At 63.6% G+C, this 23,023-nt stretch carries 20 protein-coding genes; 2 read left to right on the top strand and 18 right to left on the bottom strand.

The features are described from left to right. Positions 1 to 16 precede the first annotated feature (16 nt). The 7 genes from PQG80_RS16510 to PQG80_RS16480 form a co-directional block, all read right to left on the bottom strand. Positions 17 to 2,296, bottom strand: coding sequence for a putative baseplate assembly protein (locus tag PQG80_RS16510; RefSeq protein ID WP_271752508.1), 2,280 nt, complete (start codon positions 2,294 to 2,296; stop codon positions 17 to 19). Positions 2,297 to 2,403: 107 nt separating this feature from the next. Beyond that, positions 2,404 to 5,499, bottom strand: coding sequence for a baseplate J/gp47 family protein (locus tag PQG80_RS16505; protein ID WP_271752507.1), 3,096 nt, complete (start codon positions 5,497 to 5,499; stop codon positions 2,404 to 2,406). A 29-nt stretch (positions 5,500 to 5,528) separates the two neighbouring features. Beyond that, the gene (locus PQG80_RS16500; RefSeq protein WP_271752506.1) at positions 5,529 to 5,930 is read right to left on the bottom strand and encodes a GPW/gp25 family protein; all 402 of its coding nucleotides are present in this window, start codon (positions 5,928 to 5,930) and stop codon (positions 5,529 to 5,531) included. A 47-nt stretch (positions 5,931 to 5,977) separates the two neighbouring features. After that, the gene (locus PQG80_RS16495; protein ID WP_271752505.1) at positions 5,978 to 6,691 is read right to left on the bottom strand and encodes a phage baseplate assembly protein V; all 714 of its coding nucleotides are present in this window, start codon (positions 6,689 to 6,691) and stop codon (positions 5,978 to 5,980) included. Next, a complete protein-coding gene (locus tag PQG80_RS16490) occupies positions 6,688 to 7,785 on the bottom strand; it encodes a phage late control D family protein (RefSeq protein ID WP_271752504.1) in 1,098 nt (365 codons plus the stop codon). The genes PQG80_RS16495 and PQG80_RS16490 overlap by 4 nt, the downstream gene beginning before the upstream one ends. A gap of 7 nt (positions 7,786 to 7,792) precedes the next feature. After that, the gene (locus tag PQG80_RS16485) at positions 7,793 to 8,419 is read right to left on the bottom strand and encodes a CIS tube protein (protein ID WP_271752503.1); all 627 of its coding nucleotides are present in this window, start codon (positions 8,417 to 8,419) and stop codon (positions 7,793 to 7,795) included. 14 nt (positions 8,420 to 8,433) lie between these two features. Continuing rightward, on the bottom strand, positions 8,434 to 9,090 hold the full coding sequence (locus PQG80_RS16480) for a hypothetical protein (protein WP_271752502.1): 657 nt from the start codon (positions 9,088 to 9,090) through the stop codon (positions 8,434 to 8,436). Positions 9,091 to 11,073: 1,983 nt separating this feature from the next. On the opposite strand from PQG80_RS16480, the gene PQG80_RS16475 reads away from it, so the two are divergent. Continuing rightward, complete coding sequence (locus PQG80_RS16475; RefSeq protein WP_271752501.1) at positions 11,074 to 11,448, top strand: hypothetical protein; 375 nt, start codon at positions 11,074 to 11,076, stop codon at positions 11,446 to 11,448. A 1,050-nt stretch (positions 11,449 to 12,498) separates the two neighbouring features. Beyond that, positions 12,499 to 12,783, top strand: a complete 285-nt coding sequence (locus PQG80_RS16470; RefSeq protein WP_271752500.1) for a hypothetical protein — start codon at positions 12,499 to 12,501, stop codon at positions 12,781 to 12,783. A 233-nt stretch (positions 12,784 to 13,016) separates the two neighbouring features. Here PQG80_RS16470 and PQG80_RS16465 read toward each other — a convergent pair whose 3' ends face one another. From PQG80_RS16465 to PQG80_RS16420, 11 genes are all read right to left on the bottom strand, one after another. Next, positions 13,017 to 13,466 (bottom strand): phage tail protein, encoded by a 450-nt coding sequence (locus PQG80_RS16465; protein ID WP_271752499.1) that lies wholly within the window; start codon positions 13,464 to 13,466, stop codon positions 13,017 to 13,019. A gap of 8 nt (positions 13,467 to 13,474) precedes the next feature. Beyond that, positions 13,475 to 13,726 carry a DUF6760 family protein gene (locus PQG80_RS28855; RefSeq protein ID WP_334219823.1) on the bottom strand — a complete coding sequence of 84 codons (252 nt, stop codon included), beginning with the start codon at positions 13,724 to 13,726 and terminating at the stop codon, positions 13,475 to 13,477. Further along, positions 13,666 to 14,046: a phage tail assembly protein gene (locus PQG80_RS16460; RefSeq protein WP_271752498.1), complete on the bottom strand. Its 381-nt coding sequence runs from the start codon at positions 14,044 to 14,046 to the stop codon at positions 13,666 to 13,668. The genes PQG80_RS28855 and PQG80_RS16460 overlap by 61 nt, the downstream gene beginning before the upstream one ends. A 289-nt stretch (positions 14,047 to 14,335) precedes the next feature. Further along, a complete protein-coding gene (locus tag PQG80_RS16455; RefSeq protein WP_271752497.1) occupies positions 14,336 to 14,770 on the bottom strand; it encodes a phage tail protein in 435 nt (144 codons plus the stop codon). Between the two features lie 67 nt (positions 14,771 to 14,837). Beyond that, positions 14,838 to 16,547 (bottom strand): phage tail sheath family protein, encoded by a 1,710-nt coding sequence (locus PQG80_RS16450; RefSeq protein WP_271752496.1) that lies wholly within the window; start codon positions 16,545 to 16,547, stop codon positions 14,838 to 14,840. 364 nt (positions 16,548 to 16,911) lie between these two features. After that, the gene (locus PQG80_RS16445) at positions 16,912 to 17,715 is read right to left on the bottom strand and encodes a hypothetical protein (protein WP_271752495.1); all 804 of its coding nucleotides are present in this window, start codon (positions 17,713 to 17,715) and stop codon (positions 16,912 to 16,914) included. Beyond that, complete coding sequence (locus tag PQG80_RS16440; protein ID WP_271752494.1) at positions 17,712 to 18,308, bottom strand: Pvc16 family protein; 597 nt, start codon at positions 18,306 to 18,308, stop codon at positions 17,712 to 17,714. The genes PQG80_RS16445 and PQG80_RS16440 overlap by 4 nt, the downstream gene beginning before the upstream one ends. 94 nt (positions 18,309 to 18,402) lie before the next feature. Further along, positions 18,403 to 20,619, bottom strand: a complete 2,217-nt coding sequence (locus PQG80_RS16435) for an AAA family ATPase (RefSeq protein ID WP_271752493.1) — start codon at positions 20,617 to 20,619, stop codon at positions 18,403 to 18,405. Between the two features lie 15 nt (positions 20,620 to 20,634). Continuing rightward, entirely contained in the window at positions 20,635 to 22,017 is a 1,383-nt protein-coding gene (locus tag PQG80_RS16430) for a PP2C family protein-serine/threonine phosphatase (RefSeq protein WP_271752492.1), read from the bottom strand. Between the two features lie 55 nt (positions 22,018 to 22,072). Next, a complete protein-coding gene (locus tag PQG80_RS16425; RefSeq protein WP_271752491.1) occupies positions 22,073 to 22,414 on the bottom strand; it encodes an STAS domain-containing protein in 342 nt (113 codons plus the stop codon). 14 nt (positions 22,415 to 22,428) lie between these two features. Next, the gene (locus PQG80_RS16420; protein ID WP_271752490.1) at positions 22,429 to 22,875 is read right to left on the bottom strand and encodes an ATP-binding protein; all 447 of its coding nucleotides are present in this window, start codon (positions 22,873 to 22,875) and stop codon (positions 22,429 to 22,431) included. Positions 22,876 to 23,023 lie beyond the last annotated feature (148 nt).

Raw genomic sequence — 23,023 nt, 5'->3', positions numbered from 1 at the left:
TCGCCGGCAATGCGGCTTACACCTGGGTCCTGCTGAGCAGCTCGATGCGATGCTCGCCGGAGTATACGAGCCCGTTCGGCGGCAGCAGCACGTCTCCCCCCGGGCTTTTCGCCGCGTACCTTCCTTCTCCGTCCAGCCATAGATCCTGCACGTACGACACGCCGCCGATGCGGCTAAGCGCGGCGAAGACGTCGCCTCTGTACACCGGACGGCCGAACGGCCAGCCTTCAGGCGACTTGAGACTCCCGGAAGGACTGAGCAGCGCATGGAGGACGGCCGTAATCCGCTTCGTCTCCTGCGCGAACTCCGGCTCGACGACGATAATGGCATGCACGGTAACCTTGACGTATTCCGGCGCGATCACGTGAACCTCGGTCCCGATCAGCCTTCTCTCGTCCAGGTGCCTCGCGACCGTCTGCAGAAAACCGCGGCTCGGCCTCGGCGTCGGCTGCCGGCTGTACGGCATCGCCACGACCGTTACCGCATGGGCCTCCGGCTCGGATCGTCCGGGCGCGTACCCTGAGAGGACATGCACCCTGGCCACCTTGAGACCTGGCGTAGTCTGCGCGATGACGGCATAGTCATCGTCCGTCACGGCGCGATGCGGCATCAGCCATTCCTGCTGCAGCCGCGCGATGCATTCGCCGACATCCTCGCCTTCGGCGCCGCCGAATCCATAGCCCGCATTGGTCACGGAGACGCCGAGCGCCCGCTGCGCATCCGAGACCCATTCGGTCAGCAAATGCGGCTTGATGTTGCCTCGGGAGCCTCCGCCTAGTATGCAGACGACGAGACACAAATTGAGCTGGTCGCATGCCGGCGGGATCGCGCCGCGCTCGTCGTCGCCGAAGCGCACCTCGCCGGTATCCGGATCGTACGTATAATGGCGGTCGAGCGGTCCGGAGCGGTCGAAGTCCTCGACCGGCAGCCAATCCTCCCACAGCCACTCGCCTTCGCGGTCTCCCTGTATTCCAACCTGGAGGATGAAATGCTCCCGCCGGCGACAGGGCAGATCGTAGACGACGAAGCGCTGCCGAGGCAGTCCGTTGCTGCGGCCGATAAACCGCTTGTCGGCAAAGGAGAGATCGGCGTGGATGCGTCGGACCGCGCCGGGGCCCGCCGGCGGCCGCATGCCGCGCTCCCCCTCGCCGAACGCGACGACGGCGCCGCCTCCCGCGCTCGCGGATAAGGCGTACACGCGGTCTTCCGGTCCGGCCGATCGCAGATCCGCGACCTCCCGCCACTCCCGCCATCGGCCGTCAGGCTCCCTTACCTGCACGCGCTGCAAGCCGTAGCGCGAGAGATAGGTGTCGGCGGTCAGCACCACCGGTCCTTCCGCCGGAACCTCGTATTCGAGCGACTCGCTTTTCGTATCGCGCTGGACGACAAGCGCCGTATGGAGCAGGATCCGGTCGATGCGCGGCGGCTCCTCGTACCCCTCTTCCTCGAGCGCGCAGCAGATCCACCATCTGGGCCGGTCGTTCGCCGGATGGACGAGCACCGGACGGAGAGGCGCGGTCAGCGTCAGCGACACGCGCCCGCTGAAGCTCAGATGCACGGTCTCGTCGACGACCGGCTCGATCGGCAGCCAAGCGGAAACGCCGGTCTGTTCGTCCAGCGCATAGCCCTTCCAGGCGACCCGCGCGGAAGGCACGATATCCGGACGCGCTTCCCCGGAGGCAAGCGAGCGTCCGATCGCGCCGGCCCAGCCGCCGGGCACGCTGCCGGAGACGCCGCTCGCCTCGTCCTCCGCCAGCAGGATCGTGAGCTCGATCGGCTCGCCGACCGGCGGCTCCCGGTCGAAGGACACGTACAGCCGGCTACCGGACCTCGCGTCCGAGCCGAACGCGAAAAACGCGACGTCGCCCTGCGTGTTGGATGCCGTCCGGTCGCTCGCCTCGCGCTCGGTGCGCGTGACGATCCGGTCGATGCCGATCGGACGGAGCGTCAGCGCGGAGTTCGTCTCGAAAATCTGGTCCTCCGCCAGCAGCTTCGAGCCGACTGGCAGCCGGGCGGTCTCGCAGATCCCGGAGAAAGAGGCCAGCGCGGCGGCTGCCGTCGCTTGGCGCGGCGCCTCGCCCAGCAGCTCCAGGAATTTGCGCCGGTTGCGATCGGGCACCCGGCTCAGATAGAATTGCTGCATCTCGCTGATCCAAGCGAAAAGCTCCAGCATCGTCATGCCGGGATCGTGCGCGTTCTCGTCCGTCCACTCCGGCAGGCGGCGCTGAATCCCTTGGCGGGCTTCCTGCATGATGCCATCGAACGTTCGGTCGTCCAGCGGCAGTTTGGGCAGCATCGGCAACGCACCTCCTCTCTAGGTTTATGTCTTCGGCAACGCTGCGAAGCACGCGGATATGCGCTAACTATTGCATGCGGTATGTCACCCTCGGCTTGCGGCCGCCCTTATCCCATTCTCGCCGTAACCGTGTGGATGCCGGATGCGATGATGCCGTGCGGATAATCCGCCAGCGCCGATTCCGGCACCTCCCGGGCTTCGCCGTGCTCGAAGGCGACGATGCTCGTATGCAGGAGCTCCACCGCCTCCACCTTTCGCACGGATTGCAGCAAGCCGTACATCGCCGAAGCATGGACGGTCTCGCCGATCTGCCAGCCGCGGCCGTCCAGCTGACCGGCGCGGGTATCCAGATAACGGTTAAGCGCCGATAGGCAATCCGCCTCCGCCGGCACGATGTCGTCCGCGGAACTGACGCGTACGACTACCGTGACGGATATCTCCAGCACAGCGGGAGGGATGATCGCGAGCCGTCCGCCTTGCAGGAGCAGATTGGAGGCTTTGGCGTGCATCGCCGCTTCGATCTTCTTCTTGATCCCCGGGAAAAACGCGACGCCTTCGCGGCTGCCGAGCGGCAGCGCCACGACGACGACTCTGCCGGGCGAGCGCCGCAGCCGGGCGTCTCGGCCGGGCAGGCAGCGTACCCGGACGATCGACGAATCGGCTTCCCGCACGATCCATTCGATATCGGATGCCGATACCGCCCTGCCGCGGTGGCGCGCATGCTGCGGTCCCCGCTCCATCGCGCTAGCCAGCGTCTCCGCGTCTCCGCCTCCGACCGCCGCCGCCGGATTGCCGACGCTGTCGACAAACGCGATCGGCTGCAGCAGGCTCCGGATCGACATGGCCGGCACGTTGCCCCTCGCGCCCTCGGTAACCTGATACGTGACCTTGATCTTATCCGTGCCGGCTAGGGGCGGTTCCATGCCGGTCTTGGCATTGCCGAAGCGAAGCCTCCCCGAGGCTTCGTCGATCTCGTAATGCCGGTCGTGCGACAGCGATCCGGCCAGTGACCCGACCGGGACCCAGCGGATCCATAACCGCGTCTGTCTCCCTTCGCTGTCGCGATGGACCTCGTAGCGATCCTCGTCCATCTCCGACAGCGACTGATCGTTGACGAAGCCGGTCTCGTCGACCCATACTTCCTGCGACACCACCGGCGCCGCCGATAGCTGCCAGCCGTCGCCCGACCGTTCCGGATACTCGTCGTGCATCGTACGGCGCTGTACGACGGAGACCGTATTGCGGTCGACGCGCAGCACGGTGGGGACCTTCGCTCCGCTGGCCCCATAAGCGCCGTCGCGGTTCAACGCGCGGAGCCATACCCGCTCCTCTCCGAACAAGCGGACGGACGCGAGCCCGGGCGGGCCGGCGAATTGAAGGGTGCCGGACTCCGTGAATCCGTTCGTGGAATCCATCCCCTTCAGCGGCACCCAGCTGAGCGTTAAGCCTTCGCGGACGAGCGCCTCCCATTCGACCGACGGCGCGGCGCTCTCGGCGGGCACCCGCCTCCCTAATTGAAAAGACAGGCGGATCGGTCCCTTGAGCGGAGGCTGGTCAAACCCCAGATAGACGGCGGGAGCCGGGCACGCGATCGGCATGAACAGCTTGAACGGCTCCCCTCCCTGTCTCAGCTGCGCGGACTTGTCGGACCATTCCGCGTTGTTGAGCGAGAATGACTGCTCGGGCGCGATGCGGGCGGCGGACGGATACGCGTACGTCAGGGACATGCGGGACAGATGGGGCGTCATGTATTCGACGACCGGCTGGTTGACGGCATCCATGGCGGCCACGCGCACGCGCAGCCACCAATCGGAGCTGCCGTTGACGTACGTCCGCTGCCAATCGGTCGGACAGTCCAGCTCAAGCGCGTAGCGCTTGTCCTCGCGTTCGGAGATGTCCGCGAACAGCTCCTCGTACCGCCCGCTGCCGGGCAAGCGCATCCAGCTCTCGCCGTTCCAGTACTCCCACAGCATCCGGCGCACGAACAGTCGCTGCGGCGGCTTGCGGGCGAAGTCGGACGTCCGCATGACCATCCGCCACCGGACCTCGGGATCCGGCGCCATGCGCAGCTCCCATGGCTCGCAGCTCGCCTCGAACCGCAGCGTCATGCGGCTGCCCCGCTTGCTGAACGCTTCCGGACAGGAGAGATGGAACAGCGAATATTGCACGAACTGCTGCCCGAATGGATAAAACCCCTCAGGATCCAGCTCCAGATCGCCCGAATACAGCAAGGCGGGCGATATGCCGTCGGGATCCGCTGCCAGGTCGTGCTCGCCGCGCAGCGACAGCAGCTCAACCTCGGGAATGACAGAGAGCGCTGGAGAGGCGGCGAGCGCTAGAGGATCCGGTTTGACCCTCGCCCGGATCCAGCGGCCCAGCTCTCCGTTCACGTCCGCTGCTCCAAGGCTGCCGGCGGTCGTTTTCCATAACGTCACTTCGTTGCGTTCGCTCGTCACCCGGTCGAACAGTCTCCAGTCGCCCAGGCCTACGTCGTACCAGGACCATTCCAGCCGCTCCGTGTCCGCCATGCCGCGCGCCAGCTCGGGTTCGACGTACCGGCTCGCGGAGTTGAACCAGGAGACCGTGAGCCGGGACGGGCGGTCAAGCTCGAACAGCTCGTCGTGCCGGATGTACAGCTCGTGACGCTGCAGATTGTCCCCCTCCGTGCCGAACACCGAGATCTCGGGCGCCGCGCCGGCAGCCAGCTCGTCGTCGTAAGCGCCGGAGGCGCGCACGATGATGTCGCGCTGCGGATGGACGTTGATCCACGCGACGAGTCTCGCGGGCGTCACCAGCAGGGCCTGCTCCGTCTCGAAAGGAATGTCCTCCCCGCCGTCCGGCGCTGCCGCCGCCAGCTGCGTTCCCTGCGGAACGTAAACGGGCACGTAGGCGCCTTCGGCCAGGCGGAACACGACCATCGAACGGGACGCCCGCGCGGGCTGCAGCTTCACCCCCAGAAGCTCGAGAAAAGCGATGAAGTTGTTCAGCGGCGCGCGGTTCAGGCGCTTGACGTTCTCCTCCAGCATCTCCGCCGCAAGGAAGAACAGGGCGGTGCCCGCATCGGGATCGTCCGGCGAGAATCGCCACTCCGGCGTATAGTGAGGCGCCATCGCCTTGAACCGCTCCGCGAAGGCGGCGATGTCGCTGCCGTCGATCGGCGGAGGGAGGCGTATGCCCGTCCTGTCCGTTGAATCTGGCTTCATGCCCTCGAGTCCTCCCGCTGCGCTTTCCTTTATTTGGTGCCTTCATCCAGATAATAAGGATACACCTGGTTAAACAAGTTATTGGTCGAACGGACTACATAAGATACGGACAGCAAGATGCGGCCGGGCCGCGAAGGATCCGTCTCCGCGCGCACCTCCACGTCCTTCACCCGAGGCTCCCAGACGATGATCGCTTCTTGGGCGTCGCTCTCAAGCAAGCGAAGCGTCGTCTCGTCGAGCCCGGAGAAGGCGTAACCGGCCAGTCCGCTGCCGAAGCCCGGACGCATGACTCGCTCCCCCCGCGATGTCATCAGCACGATGCGGATCGCCTCCGCGATGTCGTCATCGCCTTCGGACATCAGCATGCGGCCGGTCGTGGCGTCGACGCCGACGGGGAAGCGCCAGCCTTTGCCGAGAAATGATGCGGACATGCGCGTCTCCCTCCCGTTCGCCGGCGCGAAGGCGCCGGGCGGACTCGTTAATTGATCTTGACCATCGAGCCTTTGATGCTGATGATGCCGTCGCTCTTCATATCGATGCTCGCCGCCGCCTTCAGCGTCAGTTGGGCGGACGCTTCGATCTTGAGCTGCGTCCCCTTGATCTCGACCGCGTTCGGCGCTTCGATCGTGATCTTGCCGCTCTTGTCCAGCGTAATCTTGGCGCCGGCGGACTTGACGACGACCGTCCCCGTCGCTCCGCCGGTCAGCACGACCGATTGGCCCGCGTCGTCCGTCGCCACCTCGACCTTGTTCTCTTTTTCGGAAATGTCGAGCTTGAAGCCTTTAGAGGTTTTGATCGTAATCTTGCCGTCGCCGTCCGTGTCCTGGAACAGCATCTCGTGACCGGCGCGCGAACGGATCTTGCGGATGTCGTTCTTCTCGTGCTTGGCGGGCGGCAGGCTGTTCTTGGTCCACAAGCTGCCGATCACGTACGGAAGCTTGAGACTGCCCATCTCGAACGCGACGAGCACCTCGTCCCCGACCTCGGGCACGAACAGCGTGCCGCGGCCGCCGCCCCCCATCAGCGAGGCGATGGGCACCCAATCCGTCTCGTTGTCGTTCTCGCGCACCGCGAACTTCAGCTTGACGCGGTTGCGGTTCTCCGGATCGCTGTTATTCGTGACGGTGGCGACCATGACGCCGTTCACGCTGTTCGCGTTCGGCCGCAGTCCGGGATTGTCCTGCCCCATCATATGGCGTTCCCCTCCACGTTGAAGCTGGTGACGAAGCCGCTCGTATCGATGGCATGCGTCACGTTGCTGAGCAGCATCGGCTGACTGAATTGCCTGCCGACGTTTTCCAGCTTGATGAACCGTCCGGCCCGCATCTCGGGCAAGCCGATGCACGTCCCGGATCCGGTGACGAGCTCCATCGCCTTGTCGTGCATCATCGAATCCGCGAGCTTCTGCGCCGCCGCGACCGTCGTATACTCCATGAATTCGGTCTCGATCAGATAAGAGGACAGCGCGCCTACGATATTGGGGCCGGAGCGTCCGTTCGTCCCGATGACGTCCACCGCGCGCGATTTCGCTTCGATCGCCTGATGCGTATCCGGATCGATCCCCCGAACGACGACCTGCGTCACCTGATTGGAGATATCGACCTCGGCGGTGTAGCTGAGCAGGCTTTTGCCATAAGTAAGCGTGAGCACCTCGGCGGCCGATGTGTTGCGTTTTTTAAAATACAGCTTCGACCCGATTACCATGAAGTCGCGCTCGTTGTCGAAGGCCAGCGAATGCAGAAAATGAAAGTCGCTGACCCGGTGCTGCTCGATGCGCGGGATCGGGGTCATCGTGTCGTCGACGACGGGCGTCAGTCCGTACTTCGCGGCGATCTGCTTCACGACGTCGCTCGCCTGCTTGTCTTTCCATTGGCTCGATTGCTTGCTGCGCATCATGAGCATCGATTTGTCCATCCCTTTGACGCTCACGACGGGCAGTCCCCCGGTCGGATAGTCGACGCCGACGCCGGTGACGATTCCCTCGAACACGGTCTCGAAGCGGTCCGTATACCCCATGTTGATCGTGATCGATTTGCCGACGTCGACGAGGGATCCCATCCACTTGAGCGAGCGGGCGACCGGATCGAAGGCATTGACGATGCGAAAGTTGAAATGGTCCGAGAACATGCCCGTGCGCGAAGTGACGCGCAGCGACGGCACGGCGGCGCCGAGGCGCACGAGATTCTGTCCGTCGATCAGGATCTCGAAAGACGGCGCGAAAAACGAACGGTATTTGCTCTCTAGTGCGGCCAGGTCGTAGGTTGTCGTATCGAACTTTACCGTCACGCGCTCCTCACTCCAATCTCGGAATTATGAGCTTCCGCCCTGCGGGCAGCCGCCTGGGATTGTCGATGCCGTTCGCCTCCGCGATCGCGCGCCATCTGGACGGATCCTCGTATTCCTCGGCCGCCAGCATCCACAGCTGCTCGTCCTGCTTCAGCGTCTTCTGCTTCGTCCGGTCGGCGGATTGCCTCGGCACCTGCTGATACTGCTCGGTCATGCCCATCACGGCGCGAAGCGTTACGTTCAGCGTCGCGCGCACCGGGATCCCGGTGTCCAGGAACATCGTGAACCGCTGCGATACCTTCTCGGCTACCCCCTTGAAGTTGAGCGATCCCCATACGAATCTGCACAAGGGTGGCGCATGCAGGTCGCTATCGACTTGCAGGAGCCCGCTGATCTTCGACGTATGGGTGCGCACGTCGGTTCCCTTTTCATACGTGTCGAAAAACAGATCCATCGTCAGCGTCGTCGCTTCGCCGCTCACGAACTGTGCGATCGGCGACTGCAGGCCCGGCACGGAGTGCCAGGAGTAGCTGTTGCCTGCCTGAAGCACGTACTCGCCCGGATTGAACAGCACGTCGACCGTCTCCTGCGAATTGCTCTTGATGATGACGATCTTGGCTTTGGAAAGGGCCATCGTGGATTCCTCCGTCAATATCCGCTAAGTCGCTGCTCGAACTTCATCCGTCGCATCAGCGCCGTGTATACCGTATCGGCCAGCCGCTCGGGATCGAGCTCGGGCATCGCGCGGACCGCTTGCTGCAGCTGCTCCGCGCTGAGCTGGGACTGCACCGGCGCGGGCGACTCCGCCGCCGGTGCCGGTGCAGCCGGCCTAGACTGGCGGCGCAGCTCCATCTCGGCGGAGGGCGCAGGCGCAGCCGGCTGCCCGGGCGGTGCCGGGGCTGCGCCGCGCGGCCGCTCCGCGTAGCGGAGATGCGCGGCGGCGTAGCCCGCGGCCGAGGGCGCGGATGCTGCGCCAGGGGCCGCTGCGGCGGTAACTAGCGCGGCGGGCGCCGGTTCGGCCGATGCCGCAGACGCCGCGCCGATGCGATGCGACATGCCGATCGCCGGCGCAGCCGGCGAGACCGGCGTGGCTCCGCGGCGCAGGGCGTGACCGGCTGCCGTCGGCGTCAGGCCGCGGCGAAACGCGATGCTCGGCATAGCGGACGCTGTCGGATGGCCATCCCCGCGCTTCAGTACACCTGGCCGCACGGCGGACGCTGCCGGACTACGGTCAACGAGATTCAGTCCACCCGGCCGCACGTCGCCAGACGGCATGGACTCAGCCGACGTTGCGGAGCCGGCCATGTCTTGGCCGCCGATGCGGCGAAGTCGCAACGCGTTTCTTGTTTCCGTGCCTGATCCGTCAACGGCGGCGGCGTTTTCGGTCAGTCGCATCGGCCTATGCGCGGCGGTTGTAACTCCGCCACCTGGCCCGAACCGGAACCGGCTATGCTCTTGGCCGTATTCGGAATCGCGGCTCGCCGGCGATGCTGTTAACCGGGCGCTCGCTCTAAACGCTCGACCAGCCGGATGCGACCCTGATTGCGCGTAGTCGACGGGTCGAGCGTCGGCTGCTCGCCTGCTGCGCAAGTGCAGCGGCTGCGCGGCCAAGCTCCTTGGAAAGCCGATCGCGCTCGCTGCCCTACCGACCGAGGTCAACGCGCTTAATGACTTGCCTGGAATGACACGGACTCTATCGTCCGCCGATGAATCTGCTGAATGCTTCGTTCTATTAATTAGTCCCCCGTCGATGCCGTTCGGCATGGGCCGAATCTCAGTCGGCTGCCGCGCGGCGAGCCTCGGCCATGACGAACGCTCGGACGGAGAAGCGATTCCAACTGGCTGAACGGGTGTTCCTCGTATCCGCGCTGCGTCAACTGGCGGCACCGAATCTTTGAAAGGTTCACCGTCAGAACTTGCCATGGTTCTCCTTTTTGAGGAACCGGTTCCGCGTAGGTAGACCTGGCCGGCTGCACGATCGAATGCAGAACCTTCCCGCGAATCCGTATTCCCGCGAAGGGGACTTCTGAGTTTATTCGCCATAGCCGCCGACCCCCGCACCGCGGAAAGCCTCGCCCTACTGAATCCCCGTCCCCGTTCGGCGCCGTGCGCAGCAGGAAGCTTCTGTTCGCCCCATGAAGCCAGTGACGAGCTGCGGTCATCGCGAGCGTCGTGGCGGGTACCCGGTTGTTGCCCTTTAAGTAGGCTGCCTTGACTCTTCAAAGTCGTATGGCGAGACGCTAAGATCATCCGGCTCTCCGCGATCCGTTGTCCATACGGAAATGCCTTTTCGGCGCCTCGATTGAGCACGAAGCGCGGACCGCTGAGCGCACGCCTCGGTGTCGCTAGGCTGGGAACGGATTCTACCCGTTTCGCGGCACCCTCCGCTTTTGCTTGCGTTTCGCCTGTCACACTTCTCGGCCTTCCGAGCTTGAACTGCAGTCTTGGAACATCAAACGCCGCACCGGCTGCAGGGGAACTCTCGCCCGGAGCGCGGCCAAGGTCCAGGCGTTCTTCGCTCTTCCTCGCGGCCCGTTCGTCGCGAGCGCCGATCGCGACCTTGCGTGTTCCGTTCGTCCAGCCCGGCAAGCTCCCCCGACGGAATATTAGCTTCGGTGAGGAGCCGTTTCGCCCGATCTCCTGATTTCCCGAATACCGAACGTTCGATTGTCCTGCAGCACGCCGCGTCTCCCCCATGCGACCACCTAATCCCGCTTGAGGCTTAGTGGAAAGGACGTTCGCTTGCGAATCTGGCGAAGATGTCGTTACGTCCATTCCGAAGGTAGACGCCCTCTCGGATCGGAACGAATCGACTTGCTTGTGCAGCGAATTTTCGTTCGTTTTTTTTCGATTGGCCTTTTTGCCAAAGAGGCCCGGAACCTGAGAAGCATCTTGTCCATCCCCGTCATTACGCTGAGTCGCAGACATGGCTGGAAGGCCGGTCTGCCTAGCCATCGGAGCATCCAATCTAAGCTCCGGCGAGCTCGGATCCGTCGGATGGTCCGGGCGCTCTAAACCAAGCTGCCATCTTAGGCCGTAGTCTCTGCTTAGCTGAAGCGCAGATGTACCTATCTTGGCCGGTCTCCGAACGCCGCCGTGAACCAAAATCGCGATCGGCGTCACCTGCGATCCGCCGACAGCCCTTGCCGCTAACGTGAACCGTTGAATCCAAGGCTTCATCTCCGCGTTGAACGGCTTCCGAGAAGCATCAGGACCCGATTCTGCTGAGGATTCCGCGCTCCCTTCACCCGTTGCCGGCGGATCGGTCTCGGTTACAGAAGCATATCGATGCTTCATTCCAGTTTCATCAAGGCTGCCTTCACGAAGCAGCCCCTGAAGTTGCTCGGAGCTCGGCGCATCTATCGAATGCGCATGGCCGGATCCTTCTGTGCCAGCAGCGGCGGTTTCTCCGCCAGTTCTGTTGCCTATCGCAGCATCAGAATGGTGCTGTCCAGGTGGTATACTTGCTCCTTTTGGATCGTAGCGCCGATGCGACCGGTTTGCTTCCGGCGGAGCGAGACGCTGCTTGCCGAGAGAGGCGTCCGTGCCGGAATAATCTGGGTATTCGCCTTCTCGTTCGATCGAGCGATCCATACCGCCAGTACGGTAGCCGCCCTGCCCGTCGCTGCCTTCGATACCGCCGACGCCTCCGCCGGACACTGACTCCGGGCGGATCTCTCCCGAATTCGCTTCGGTATATGGATCCGTTCCACCGGGCACCTGCGCATCCCATCCCTTGCGAATCGTCGGGTCCGGAATCGACATGTCGCGCCGGTTTCGTACCGGCGCCGATTGCGCTTCTGGTGTTTCCGGCTTAGGCAATGCTCCTGCCGCTTCACTGTGTTGCTGCCTCGTCGGCGATGCCGCCCTCTGCGGCAGTCCCGCGCTGGATCCCGGTTCGCCCGGTTCGACGCGGCGCTGCCTTCGTCCAACGGCGTGTACAAATCGGGGCGACGATATGGTCAGCGTCCGTTTGTTAAGGTGGCCCGCTTGATGCCCGGTGCCAGCCAATCGTGCCATCAACTGCCGCACGGCCGGTACCGACACCGCCATAACGCCGGGCCGTTTTCTCTTTTGCGGCTTCCCCTGTACAACCTGCCTTGCGTCGAAGCCTTGCCCAACCAAGGGCTTGCGTAACGAATACCGCTTATTCGCACCTTCAACAGCCGGGTCATCCTTACGATCTCGGCGCAAGACTTCAGAAGATCCACCTGCCCCTTCAAGCCTCGCAGCTCCCGTTGTGCCTTCCTTCGCCAATCCCGTCCCGCTCAGCTTAAGCGAGTCGTTCTGCGATAGCTCGGGAGCCTCTCTCGCAGGTTTAAAGTCCGAGTCAACCGTGAACCCCAGGTCCTCCGGAACGTTCAGGATGGAATCCGGCGCCGCCCTGTTAAGGACTTCTGCCGAGTCTAGACTTGCTTTGTCTTTTTCTCCGTTTGGACGGTTATCGTCCATTCGCAACCTTCCGTTGGCACGGACCCGGCCGGATTCGGACTGTCGACCCGGCAGACTGGCGGGCACATGATCCTCTCCCCGAGCGACCGCCTGCCGCTTGCGAGAGTTAATCCCAGCCGCTGGCCCGTTACCGGCCCCTTGTTCGCGTGAATCCCGGTCTCTCGGCCGCTGCTCAACTGCGTTCTTCTTGCCGGGCTGCACGCCCAAGCGGTCGGTACCCGCGCCCCCGCGACCGCCTTGATCTTGCACGCGCGAGCCGTCTTGCGAGAGACGTCTGTCCGCTTCGGCGCCGTCAGATCTGACGCGCGTCATGGGTTGCGGATCAGCGCCAGGTCGCTGCGATGCCTGATAGGGTACGCTAACGGCCTGTTCCCGTACGATTCGCTGCTCGCGAATGATACGCTCGATTTCTTTGACGACGACCGTATGCCGTTCTACGACGCGTTCTTTGACGATCGTACGGGTCTCGATTGGCCCACGGGGAGGCGCAGCCTGCCGGATGGCCGGTGCCGTGCCCAGCCGGATCTGCTCGCGCGGCGACTGTGATTCCTGACGGCGCTTGCCTGATGCGGGAACGGCCCGGAAGACGAGGGCAGGGCGGGCAGACCGGGTTTGTCCGCGCAGCGACGCGTATTTCCGCTTGATCCCTTCGGCGAACGACGCGTACATCGTTCGCGGTTCGACAAGACCCGCAGCTGCACGGGAGATTCCCCTTATGGTTCGCTTCATGCTCCTCCTCCTTCCGGCCGTTCCGTTCCGGCGACTGACCGTCCGACGGGCTACTTCCTGTTAAAAATCGCTTTGATACCGTTGTGTACGAGCTCCACCGACTCGATCGCGATATCGCTGGAGCGGGCATCGAGCGAGGGGCCGCTCCATTTAACCGGGTACGCCTCGAAAAAATTCCAGCGGCACAGCTCCTCCCCGTCCTGACGGTACAGGATGATCGAGCCGCTTTTGCGCGTCATGGTCCCCCGCACGGTCTGATCGTACCAGTCCCATAGCGCGGACGACGAAGAAAAGCCTCGCCTTAGCACGATCTGGGAGTAACGCGTCCCTTTGGGAAGACGATGCGTGTAGCCGTTCACGCCGCCTTCGCGGTATTCCTCGAACTCCGTCTGCGACTCGAGCCCTTGCACGTCGGAAAAGCCGGCTACCAGCATGCCGTCGAGCTCCACGTCGAAGCGGAAGCTGCCGAGTACGTCGCGGGCGACGCCGTTTGCCGTCATGGATCCGCTCACCTCCTGCCGAAAACGTCGAACGGATTGTTCTTATCTGGCTCGTCGTTCAACTTTTTATTAATCTTGGAGATCTCGTCGCACCAACGTCGGCGCTCCCGGTGCTCCATGTTCATGATCTCGTCGTGCGGCCAGTGGAAATAATACGCGACGAAACCTACCTCTTCGTATAGACGATCCGCAGGATACGTTACGAGAGGCCCTCCGCTACGGACAAAAAATCCACTTCCACCTCGAACTCGTGGTCGCACTTCGGACAAATCGTTTGCAATTTAGGTGTTTCAAGATCGTTGATCTGGCGGTATATATTTTGTAAATAGGCGAGGTCTGCCGTAAACAGCTTTTCAATGACTTTCGTATCGATATGCTTGAGCTCTCCGAGCCGGGTGACGACCCGCGCGAGCAGAATAACGGTCAAGTAGCTGGCGTTCTGTTGAACGCGGGGATCCCGCATCGGCAGAATCTCGTCGGCGGCCGTCGCGAGTCTCATGACGCCGCGCTTGTGCAGATTGCCCGCGTCGTCGACGTATCCGCGCGGAAGCTCGAATTCGTATTCGGTTTGAAAAGCCATTAATGGAGTCCTCCACTCTTGAATCTTATTTAGAAAATAAGTTTACGGACCGCAACGTCCGCAAACGATCACGGTGCGGTAACGGCGAACTGCAAGAAACGCGGGTCCGCCTAGCGGACCTGCACTTCTGGCAATCGGCTACTCGCCAATCTATCCGTCCCGCAGGTTCAATACATACGGGAACATGCACGGTGCGGCGATTCATCGACTTAAATGCGGGAAGGCTGCTCCGCGGACGCTTGCATCGACCGCGGGTCAGCCCTCTCGCCGCCCGTACGGGCTTTGATTTTTATTGCGAACGCGTCATGCCTTCATGGGCCAGCTCGAGCAGTTCGATCGCTGCTTCCGAGCCCTGGCCGTTGAAGTTTGGCGCCGTGTAGCGAACCGGCCAAGCCTCGATGACTTGCCAGGTCGCCACGTCCGTGCCTTCTTCATCGATGGCGATGATCGTTACGGTCTTGCGTTCTACCGTACCGTTTACGCATTCCTGGATCCATTCCCACAACTCGATGGAATCGGTCGCGCCCCACTTGAGGCTGATATTGCCGTAGCGCGCGAGACCCGGGAGCTTGCGGGGCGTGATCACTTCATTGCCTTCGCGGTATTGAATGACGTCAAATGACGCGTCGAAGCCCGAAACTTCGCTGAAGCCGGCTTGCTGCAAGCCCTCAAGCTCGACGCGGAATCTAAAATTGCGGTACGGATCCGTACGTTCTCCTGTCATGGGTATCCCCTTCCGAAAATATCATGGGCGCCTCCGGTCCGGACGGCGCGATCGTGTTAATCTGCCTTTATTCGGAGCCGGTCTTCTGCGTAATGCGGAAGATGACGAATTCGGCCGGTTTAACCGGCGCGACGCCGATGACGCAGATGAGACGGCCGTTGTCGATGTCGTCCTGGGTCATCGTGGAGCGTCCGATATCGATGAAGAACGCTTCGGACGGACTGGACCCGACGAGCGCGCCGTCCCGCCATACGCGGGTCAGGAAGGCATCGATCGTACGCTGTACGCGCGCCCAGAGCTGATCGGTGTTCGGTTCGAAGACGACCCAGTTCGTGCCGGCTTTGATCGAGCCCTCCAGGAAGATGAACAAGCGGCGAACGTTGATATACTTCCATTGGGAGTTGGAAGACACGGTACGGGCGCCCCACACGCGAATGCCCTGGCCGGTGAACGAACGAATCAAGTTAACGCCCGCCGGGTTCAGGATATCCTGTTCGCCGGTGTTGTACTGGACGTCGAGTCCTACGACGCCGCGCAGCACTTCGTTCGCGGGCGCCTTTTGAACGCCGCGCGTCGTATCCGAACGGGAGTACACGCCTGCCATCGTACCGGACGGAGGCACGAAAATATTCCGTTTGTCGAGCGGATCGAACACGGACAGCCACGGGTTATAAAGCGCCGCGTAGCTGGAATCGAACAGGTTGCGGTGGGTCATGACGTCCGCTACCTTCGTCTTCTCGCGCGGTATATCGAGAATGGCGAAGCGGCTGCCCAAATTCTCGCAATGCGCGACGAGGGACAGCTGGACGTTCGGATCGGTTACGCCCGGAATCGCCATGATGCTGACGACGTCGTTATCGATAAACGATTGGATGCCCGTACGGCGGCCCGGTCCGCGGTCTTCGCCGATGAAGTCCGCCGCCGACAGGTTGCCGACCGTGCCGTCGCTGCCGCCCGTAAGGACGAATTCGAGTACGCCTTCGGTATTGCCCGTCAACTGCTCGAACGGAGCGACCGCATCCGTCGAAGTGACGAGCGCGCGGATATCGACCAGGTTGGAGCGTCCTGCCACTTTATCGAGGTACGACGGCGCTTCGGGGTTAAGCGATACCTTCTCGAAAATCTCGATCTCGTCCCCGAAAACGACCGTAAGCGTGAACTCGCTGGTCGACAGCACCTTCGTCGGCAGCAGCGCGGTGTCGACGACGTCGCCGTCAAGCGGCTGTGCCAGCTCGATGACGTTGTCCTGCACGCTGACGATCCGGTTCAGCTGCGCGTCTTCGCCGTCCGAGAACGATACGACGTCGCCTGCGTAAAAGCCGTTTGCGTTTTTCACGCGGTAACGCTTGTCGGTCACTTCGTAGATCTGGGTCTTCGCCTTGCTGGCAGGCGCCAGCGATACGCTGATCAGGCTGCCCCATGCGCCGGGATTCTTGGCGGAGACGGAGAGCACGTCCGCCAGGTTGTCGGCATTGGACGCCGGTCTCGCATCCGGCGGCGCTACCCGCATGATATAACAGCGCGAACCGCCGTTCATGAAAAATTGTTCAACCGCGTAAGCAAGAAAACGGTAGCTGCCGAAAGCGCTCTCGGACAAGTAAGATCCGTACGCCCGCTGGAAGTCGGCAGGGCCGGTCACGAGCAGCGGCAGCCCCTCTACCGAGCCGCGCTGGGCCAATCCGATAAAACCGGCCGTGCTGGTGCTGACGCCTTCGAGCGGTCTGGACCCGCTCTCGAATTCCTCCACATATACCCCAGGCGATAAATACTCTGCCATATTCCCCGGCTCCCTTTCGAATGCATCCTGATGTCTGACGCGATGCGCATCCGTAAGCAGCCAGTTCCTCCTCTCCGGTGATGGGATAGGTGCTGCGTCGTCCGAGCGTCTCCAACCGCCGGCGGTGTCCCGACGGACGGCGGATGCGCTAGAGATCCGCATACCCTCTGATTGTCAATCAATGACGTCGTGCCTCCGCCGATGGCGCAGCGCGACGACGTCATGCAAGCGCTCTAGGAGACTTGCTCGGTCTTGTCCTCACTCCCGGCCGGAATTGCGAAGCGATGCCGCTATGCGTTCCCCGACTTGGCGTGCAAGGTCGCCCCCCTTCCGTAGATGCGGTCCGGCTTCGACCGGACCGGGTTCAACCGGCGGGCCATTCTACCTGCTCCTGCCAAGTCAAGGTGCCGCCTGCCGCCGTCCATTCGGCCGCGGATCGCTTGCCGCCGAGCGACAGCTCGGCCTTCACGCGGAACCGGGCCGGATAGGCGCCGCGCAGCGGAAGCGTCGCGACCCCGTCGCTGTCGCTGCGCGACGACGACGCGGGAAGCAGGATCGCGCCTCGGCGCCAGTCGCGGTCGGTGGGCGCTTCGAGCGCCAGCGTGCCCGGCAGCCCCGTATCCGGCCCAGCGCGGCACCGTTCTATGGCCTTGCCGCCGCGATCCATGATCACGAACGGATCGCCCGGCAGCAGCCTGCCGTTCTCAGGCGCGAATCGGAGCCCGTCGGCGCCCGCCGGATAATCGTCGGCCAGACGGCCCCGGCTGCAGCTCTCTTCCTCCAACCAAGCAAAAACGCCCACGCCGGGAAGCGGCTTGCCGGCGGAGTCGGAGATACGCAGCCGCAACCCCGTCGCGCCGGGCGGCGGATCCAGCCGCGAGCCGGGCAGCATCGGCACCAGCACCACCGGCGCCTGCATGGGCAGCGTCGACAGATCGACGCTTCTGCGGTATGTCAACCGGAGCGGGGCCTCTACGACGATAACGAGCTCCCCTCCCGCCAAGTCCGTGAACGCGTAACCGCCCTCGGTTGTGCGCACCGGTCTATAGGGGAGCCCTTCAAGCCGGACGGCGACGCCCGCGCCTGAGATGGCGCGCCCCGTCCATGGATCGACGGGCAGGACGACCAGCGAGCAGCGGGATACGAAGGTAGACTGCGCGGCGGTCATCGGTTCTCCCCTCCCCCGATGTCCTGCAGCGTAATGCGCCGTTCGACGACGCGCGGTCCCGGCTTCATGCGAGTCGACTCGAGCAGGATCGGCCCGACCTTGTACACGAGCGACAGCTTGTAAGGAAGATCGCCGAACTGCCACAGCCGAACCAGTTGGTCCGTATCGAGATTCTCCGCCGTAACGCGGAGTTCCTCGCCGCTCATCGCGAGCGATCCCTCAAGGTAAGGCGCTCGCAGTACCGCGTTGTCGTACAGCACCTGAACGACCTTTCCCAGCATCAGATGCTCGTCCAGGGTACGGGCAAGCGGCTCGGCTGCCGAATGCGCCGTGATCAAGTATGTAAGATCTAGTGCCAGAGGAGGGTATCTCAGCTGTCCGCCCTGCGACTGCATCGTGTTCCTGCGGGCCTCCCCGCTCTCCCGGACGCCTACTAGGTACAAGGACAGACTAAGGTCGCCCTTGTCCGCCGGCGATGCCAGACCGATGAGGTCCGGACGGGTGACCGGATCTGGAGACAGCTGCTCGCGCAGGAGCTTGAGCAGGCTCGAACCGACTTCCGCGATCGCGGTATATGACCCGATAGATGCCACCCCTCCCGAAGGCGCTATAAATATGTCTAGAATCCGAAGAGATTCCTACAATTTTCGCCAATATTTTTATTATATCGGCAATTACGCCCAGTGGCTATCCAAAACTTGCATCGTTTTCGGTATCGTATGGCGCAAAGTTTTCTTTGACCCAAATCTTCCCCATCTTGCGCAATTCCTGTGCGGCGGCCCGCACCAGATGAGCCATGCCGATCGGCTTTTCTTCCCCTGCGGCGAGAAAGGCCGCGGTCAGCACGATATTTTTGATATGTCCGCCGGCCACGTCCAGCCTCGCGGCCAAAAACGCCAAATCCAAATCTTCGTCCGTCGGCACCGAAGGGGGCAGATGCGCCCTGAAGATCCGCTCGCGGTCCGAAGCGTCAGGCGCAGGGAACTTAATCACCGCGCTCATTCGCCGCATCAGCGCTTCGTCCAGATTCTGAAGCAGATTCGTAGCCAGGATCGTCACGCCGTCGTACGCCTCGATCCGCTGCAGCAGGTATGCCGCCTCCATATTGGCGTATTTATCGTGGGCGTCCTTGATCTCGGTCCGCTTCCCGAACAGCGCGTCGCCCTCGTCGAAAAACAAAATGGCCCCGCTCTGCTCCGCTTCGGCGAACAGTTCCCGGAGCCGCTGCTCCGTCTCGCCGATATACTTGCTCACGATGCGCGACAGATCGATCCGGTACATCTCCAGTCCGAGCTCGGCGGCGACGATCTCGGCGGACATCGTTTTGCCCGTGCCCGGAGGTCCCGCGAGCAGCAGATGCAGGCCTGTGCCGTAAGGCAGTTTGTCGCGGAAGCCCCATTCCTCCAGCACGCGCCCGCGATGCGCGAAGCGTCCGCAGGCCTCCCGCAGCAGCGCCAGCGGCTCCGGCGGCAGCACCAGGTCGTGCCAGGTCCGCTTGGGCACGATCCGCTCGGCCATCTCGGATAGCCGGTGGCGGAATTGACCGCGCGATGCCTCTTCCAGTTCCGCAAGGCCCGGCCAGGCATGGCCGCCCCCGGCGGCCAGCAGGCGCGCCTGTCTCCAAGCCTGCTCAGTCTGGCCTGGCGTGAGGCGGTATTTGTCGGCGAGCTCGTCGAACAGGCCTTCTTCGTATTGCTTGGGCATCGGCCCCGGCACGCCTTCCCGCCCGCTGGCGGCCGCATCCTTCCACAGCGCGGACCGGCGCGACGCGTCCGGCAGGCCGATCTCGGACTGCCAGAACATCCGCCCCTCCGCCGAGGGCAAGCTGTGGGGCGTCCGCTGGTCCCGGCTAGTCCAGAAGACAAGCGGCCGGGCTGCGAACGCGGCATAGTCGCTAAGCGCGTCGCCGAAAACGCCCAGCAGCGCCGGATCCGGCGCCTTGCCGCCCTCTCCCTCGGCGAAGCAGAGCGCAGCGTCTACGAGCAGCGCCTCTCTCGCGATCCGCGCGAGAACGGCGGCCAGCTTGGGCGCCTCCGCGGGCAGACGGTCGACGCGCACGCACAGCAGCGGCTGCCCTCTGGCAGCCGCGAGACGGCGGGCCCGGAGCAGCTTGCCCGAGCCGGCAGGCCCCCACAGCTGCGCGAGCGGCCATCCGGCATGCGGCTTAGCGTCCGCCAGCGGTTGCAGCATCCGCCACGACGCGTCGCCGGCCGGCAGCTCCGGCAGCTCGCCGTCTTCCGGACCGTAGCGGCGGGCGATACCGTCGAGACGAGCGTCCACGGTCTCCGCGTCCAACGCGAAGCTGACGATGCGCGGATCGAGCCGGATCGGCTCGCGCAGTCCCGGCGTACGGGCATATATATCCTCGCCGGCATCCAGCAGCAAGCGCCGCGCCTTGGGTCCGGCTAGCGCGCGCCTGCCTTCGGCGCGTTCGGCGGCCGTATCGCACAGCAGCCGCAGCGCCAGATCCGGCGTCGCCGACTTGAGCGTCACGTCGTCGTTCAAGTAGCCGAACCACTTTTCATACCGCCTGCTGCATTCGCCGGCGAGACCGAGCACGACAAGCCGCCGCTCCCAGCGGGTCAGTCCCAGCCGTTCCGTCAGCTCGGCCAGGGGCAGCGCCGTCCCGCCAAGCTTGCTCTGCCGCTCGTTTTCCGCCATCCGTTCCTCCGCCTCGCGCCGGCGCGAGACGAATTCGCGCCAACGCTCGGCAGGAACTTCTTCCTCGTCCGGCGAACGCAGCAGCTCGCCGGGCGTCACGACCAGACCCTTCAGCGCGGCCATCGGGTCCGCCAGCGGATTATCCCCTTCGGGCCCGAGCAAGGTCCGAAGGCCTTCCTCCAGCAGCATCAGCTCGTCCGCCAGCAACTGCGCGCCGTCCCGATACATTCCGTCGCCGCTCAAAGCGCGTCCCCCTCTTTATCGCCGCATTAAGCTAAGCACCGCGATATCGTCCGATTGCGGCGCTCCGTCCGCGAACATGAACACGTCCATCAGCAGGGCGTCGATTACTTCGGCGCTCGACATCCCCGGCGTCATCCCCAGAAATTTCTGGAGGCGCTGACCGCCGTATTGCTCCTGCGCGCCGTTCTCCGCTTCGGTGATGCCGTCCGTATACAGCACGAGCCGGTCGCCGTCCGCCAGCGTCACCACCGTATCGTAGTAGCTCGACTCCGGCATCGCCGCGAGCGGCAAGCTCTTTCTGAGTTTGATCGGCACCACCTCGCCCGTCGCCCGGATGAGATACGGGGTGCAATGCCCGCCCTCGCTGAGCGTCGTCTCGCCGGTCTCGACGTCGAACACGCCGCATACGATCGTCGCGAACAGCATCGGATCGTCCTTGGACAGCTCGTCGTTGACCATGCGGAGCAGCTCGCCGGGAGACAGGTCGGGCTTCATCTTGCCTTTGAGCAGCGTCAGCGCGACCGCCATGAACAGCGCGGCGGGAATGCCCTTGTCGGACACGTCGCCGAGCGTGAAGAACAGGCGGGTCTGATCGATCTTGTAGAAATTATAAAAATCTCCTCCGACCTCTTTGGCGGACTTGAGCAGCGCGCAAATATCGAACGGCTCCTGCGCCGATGGCATCGTGCGCGGCAAAAAGCTCATCTGGATGCCGCCCGCGATCTGCAGCTCGCTCTCCAGCCGCTCCTTGATTTTTGTCGTCGCGGCCAGCGCATGCACCGAGCTCTCCAATTGCTCGTACAATCTCCCGTTCTCGAGCGCTACCGCCATCGGCAGCGCGACCGCCTCGAGGAGCAGCCGATCGCGCTCGGTAAAGGGCCTGCCGCCGGACTTGTTCACGACCTGCAGCACGCCTTCGACATGGCCGCCGTTCACGATCGGGACGGTCAGCAGATTGCGGGTCCGGAACCCCGTCGAGTCCGCCACGCGGCTCGACCAGCGCGGGTCCGAGGCCGCGTCGTTGACGACGATGCTCTCGCCGGACTGCGCAACGAGGCCCGCGATGCCCTCGCCCAGCGGCAGGCGGATGCGCTTGACCTCTTCGCCTTTTCCGCCCGTCGCCACTTCAAAAAACAGCTCCTGCTTCTCACGGTCAAACAGCAGCACCGAGGCCGCCTCCACCGGCAATATCGTCTTGGCCCGCTCCACGATCAGACCGATCTGCTCGCTCCGCTTGAGCGTCGAATTCAGCTGCAAGCTGATATCGAGCAGCGTGCGGGCCTGCCGCAGGCGGGATCGGCAGACCGCGTAAACGCCCGCACCGCCGGCAAGCCCGCCCGCCAGCAACGCAGGGACGACCGCCATCCACAACTGTTCCATCGCCCATCCCCCGTCCAATCCGCCGCGCTCCTGTGAGCGCCGATTCGCCCCCGTCGCCGGGTCGATTGCCGCGTTAACGGCTAGCCAGGCGCCCCGCTGCCTCGTCGGCCGTGTCCGCGGTCTCCAGGATGCCGAGCAGGCCCGACATCTCGAACACCTCGCGCACCGCCTCGTTCATCCCCGCGCAGATGAGGCTGCCCTTGATCGCCTTCGTCTTCTTGGCCGCGACGAGCACGACCCGCAGCCCGGCGCTGCTTATGTATTGAAGCGCAGAGAAATCCAGTACGAACCGGCTGTGTCCTTCCGCCGCCAATCCGGCGAACGCCGCTTCGGCTTCAGATGCGTTCTGCCCGTCCAGACGTCCTTCTATCGATAAGATGGCGACGCCGTCCGTCGCCTTAGCCGTCAAATTCATAGGTCGCACCTCGTCTATTCGAATTTAATCATCGTGAGCCGGTTGCCGGATGGCAGCCGCTCGTAGTGCACGTCGTCGATCACACGCTTGACGAAATATACGCCGAGGCCGCCGATCGGGCGGCTGTCCAGGTCGAGCGACAAATCGGGGTCGGGCTGGCCGAGCGGGTCGAACGCCACGGCGTTGTCCTCGAGCACGAGCCGCGCGCCGCGCGCCGTCGCCGCAGCCGACAGCCGGATCCGGGGGACGCCGCCATGCGGATAACCGTAGGAAACGATGTTCGTCAGCAATTCCTCGCATGCTAGCGTTAGGTGATGCTGCGTGCGGGCGTTCCAGCCGAAACGGACCGATGCGCCCTCCAAGAATCGGTGCAGCGCGTCGATATCCGAACGTTCTCCGTCCAGCGCCAATACGCAGCCTTCGTCCGCAGCCGCTCTATGATCGTCGTCACTATGAGCCAACGTCTTCCCTCCGTTCGCAGCCCGTCCGCGTTACCATGACGTAGTCGTTCACGCGTATCATACCATATAACGACATTTTTTAAGTCAATAAAAGACAGAATTCGATCCGCGATCGGCATCCGCGCCCAAGCGCCGCTTCCCGATCCGC

It is taken from the genome of Cohnella rhizoplanae (assembly GCF_948329515.1).
Lineage (GTDB): Bacteria > Bacillota > Bacilli > Paenibacillales > Paenibacillaceae > Cohnella > Cohnella rhizoplanae.
Note: the sequence above shows the minus strand (reverse complement) of the source record. Positions and strands in the feature narration are given on the sequence as shown.

Bases quoted from the DNA above. Each gene is read 5' to 3' on its own strand.
- PQG80_RS16510 (WP_271752508.1), bottom strand. From the start codon at position 2,296: ATGCTGCCCAAACTGCCGCTGGACGACCGAACGTTCGATGGCATCATG.
- PQG80_RS16505 (WP_271752507.1), bottom strand. From the start codon at position 5,499: ATGAAGCCAGATTCAACGGACAGGACGGGCATACGCCTCCCTCCGCCG.
- PQG80_RS16500 (WP_271752506.1), bottom strand. From the start codon at position 5,930: ATGTCCGCATCATTTCTCGGCAAAGGCTGGCGCTTCCCCGTCGGCGTC.
- PQG80_RS16495 (WP_271752505.1), bottom strand. From the start codon at position 6,691: ATGATGGGGCAGGACAATCCCGGACTGCGGCCGAACGCGAACAGCGTG.
- PQG80_RS16485 (WP_271752503.1), bottom strand. From the start codon at position 8,419: ATGGCCCTTTCCAAAGCCAAGATCGTCATCATCAAGAGCAATTCGCAG.
- PQG80_RS16480 (WP_271752502.1), bottom strand. From the start codon at position 9,090: ATGGCCGGCTCCGCAACGTCGGCTGAGTCCATGCCGTCTGGCGACGTG.
- PQG80_RS16475 (WP_271752501.1), top strand. From the start codon at position 11,074: ATGCTTCATTCCAGTTTCATCAAGGCTGCCTTCACGAAGCAGCCCCTG.
- PQG80_RS16465 (WP_271752499.1), bottom strand. From the start codon at position 13,466: ATGACGGCAAACGGCGTCGCCCGCGACGTACTCGGCAGCTTCCGCTTC.
- PQG80_RS16460 (WP_271752498.1), bottom strand. From the start codon at position 14,046: ATGGCTTTTCAAACCGAATACGAATTCGAGCTTCCGCGCGGATACGTC.
- PQG80_RS16455 (WP_271752497.1), bottom strand. From the start codon at position 14,770: ATGACAGGAGAACGTACGGATCCGTACCGCAATTTTAGATTCCGCGTC.
- PQG80_RS16450 (WP_271752496.1), bottom strand. From the start codon at position 16,547: ATGGCAGAGTATTTATCGCCTGGGGTATATGTGGAGGAATTCGAGAGC.
- PQG80_RS16445 (WP_271752495.1), bottom strand. From the start codon at position 17,715: ATGACCGCCGCGCAGTCTACCTTCGTATCCCGCTGCTCGCTGGTCGTC.
- PQG80_RS16425 (WP_271752491.1), bottom strand. From the start codon at position 22,414: ATGAATTTGACGGCTAAGGCGACGGACGGCGTCGCCATCTTATCGATA.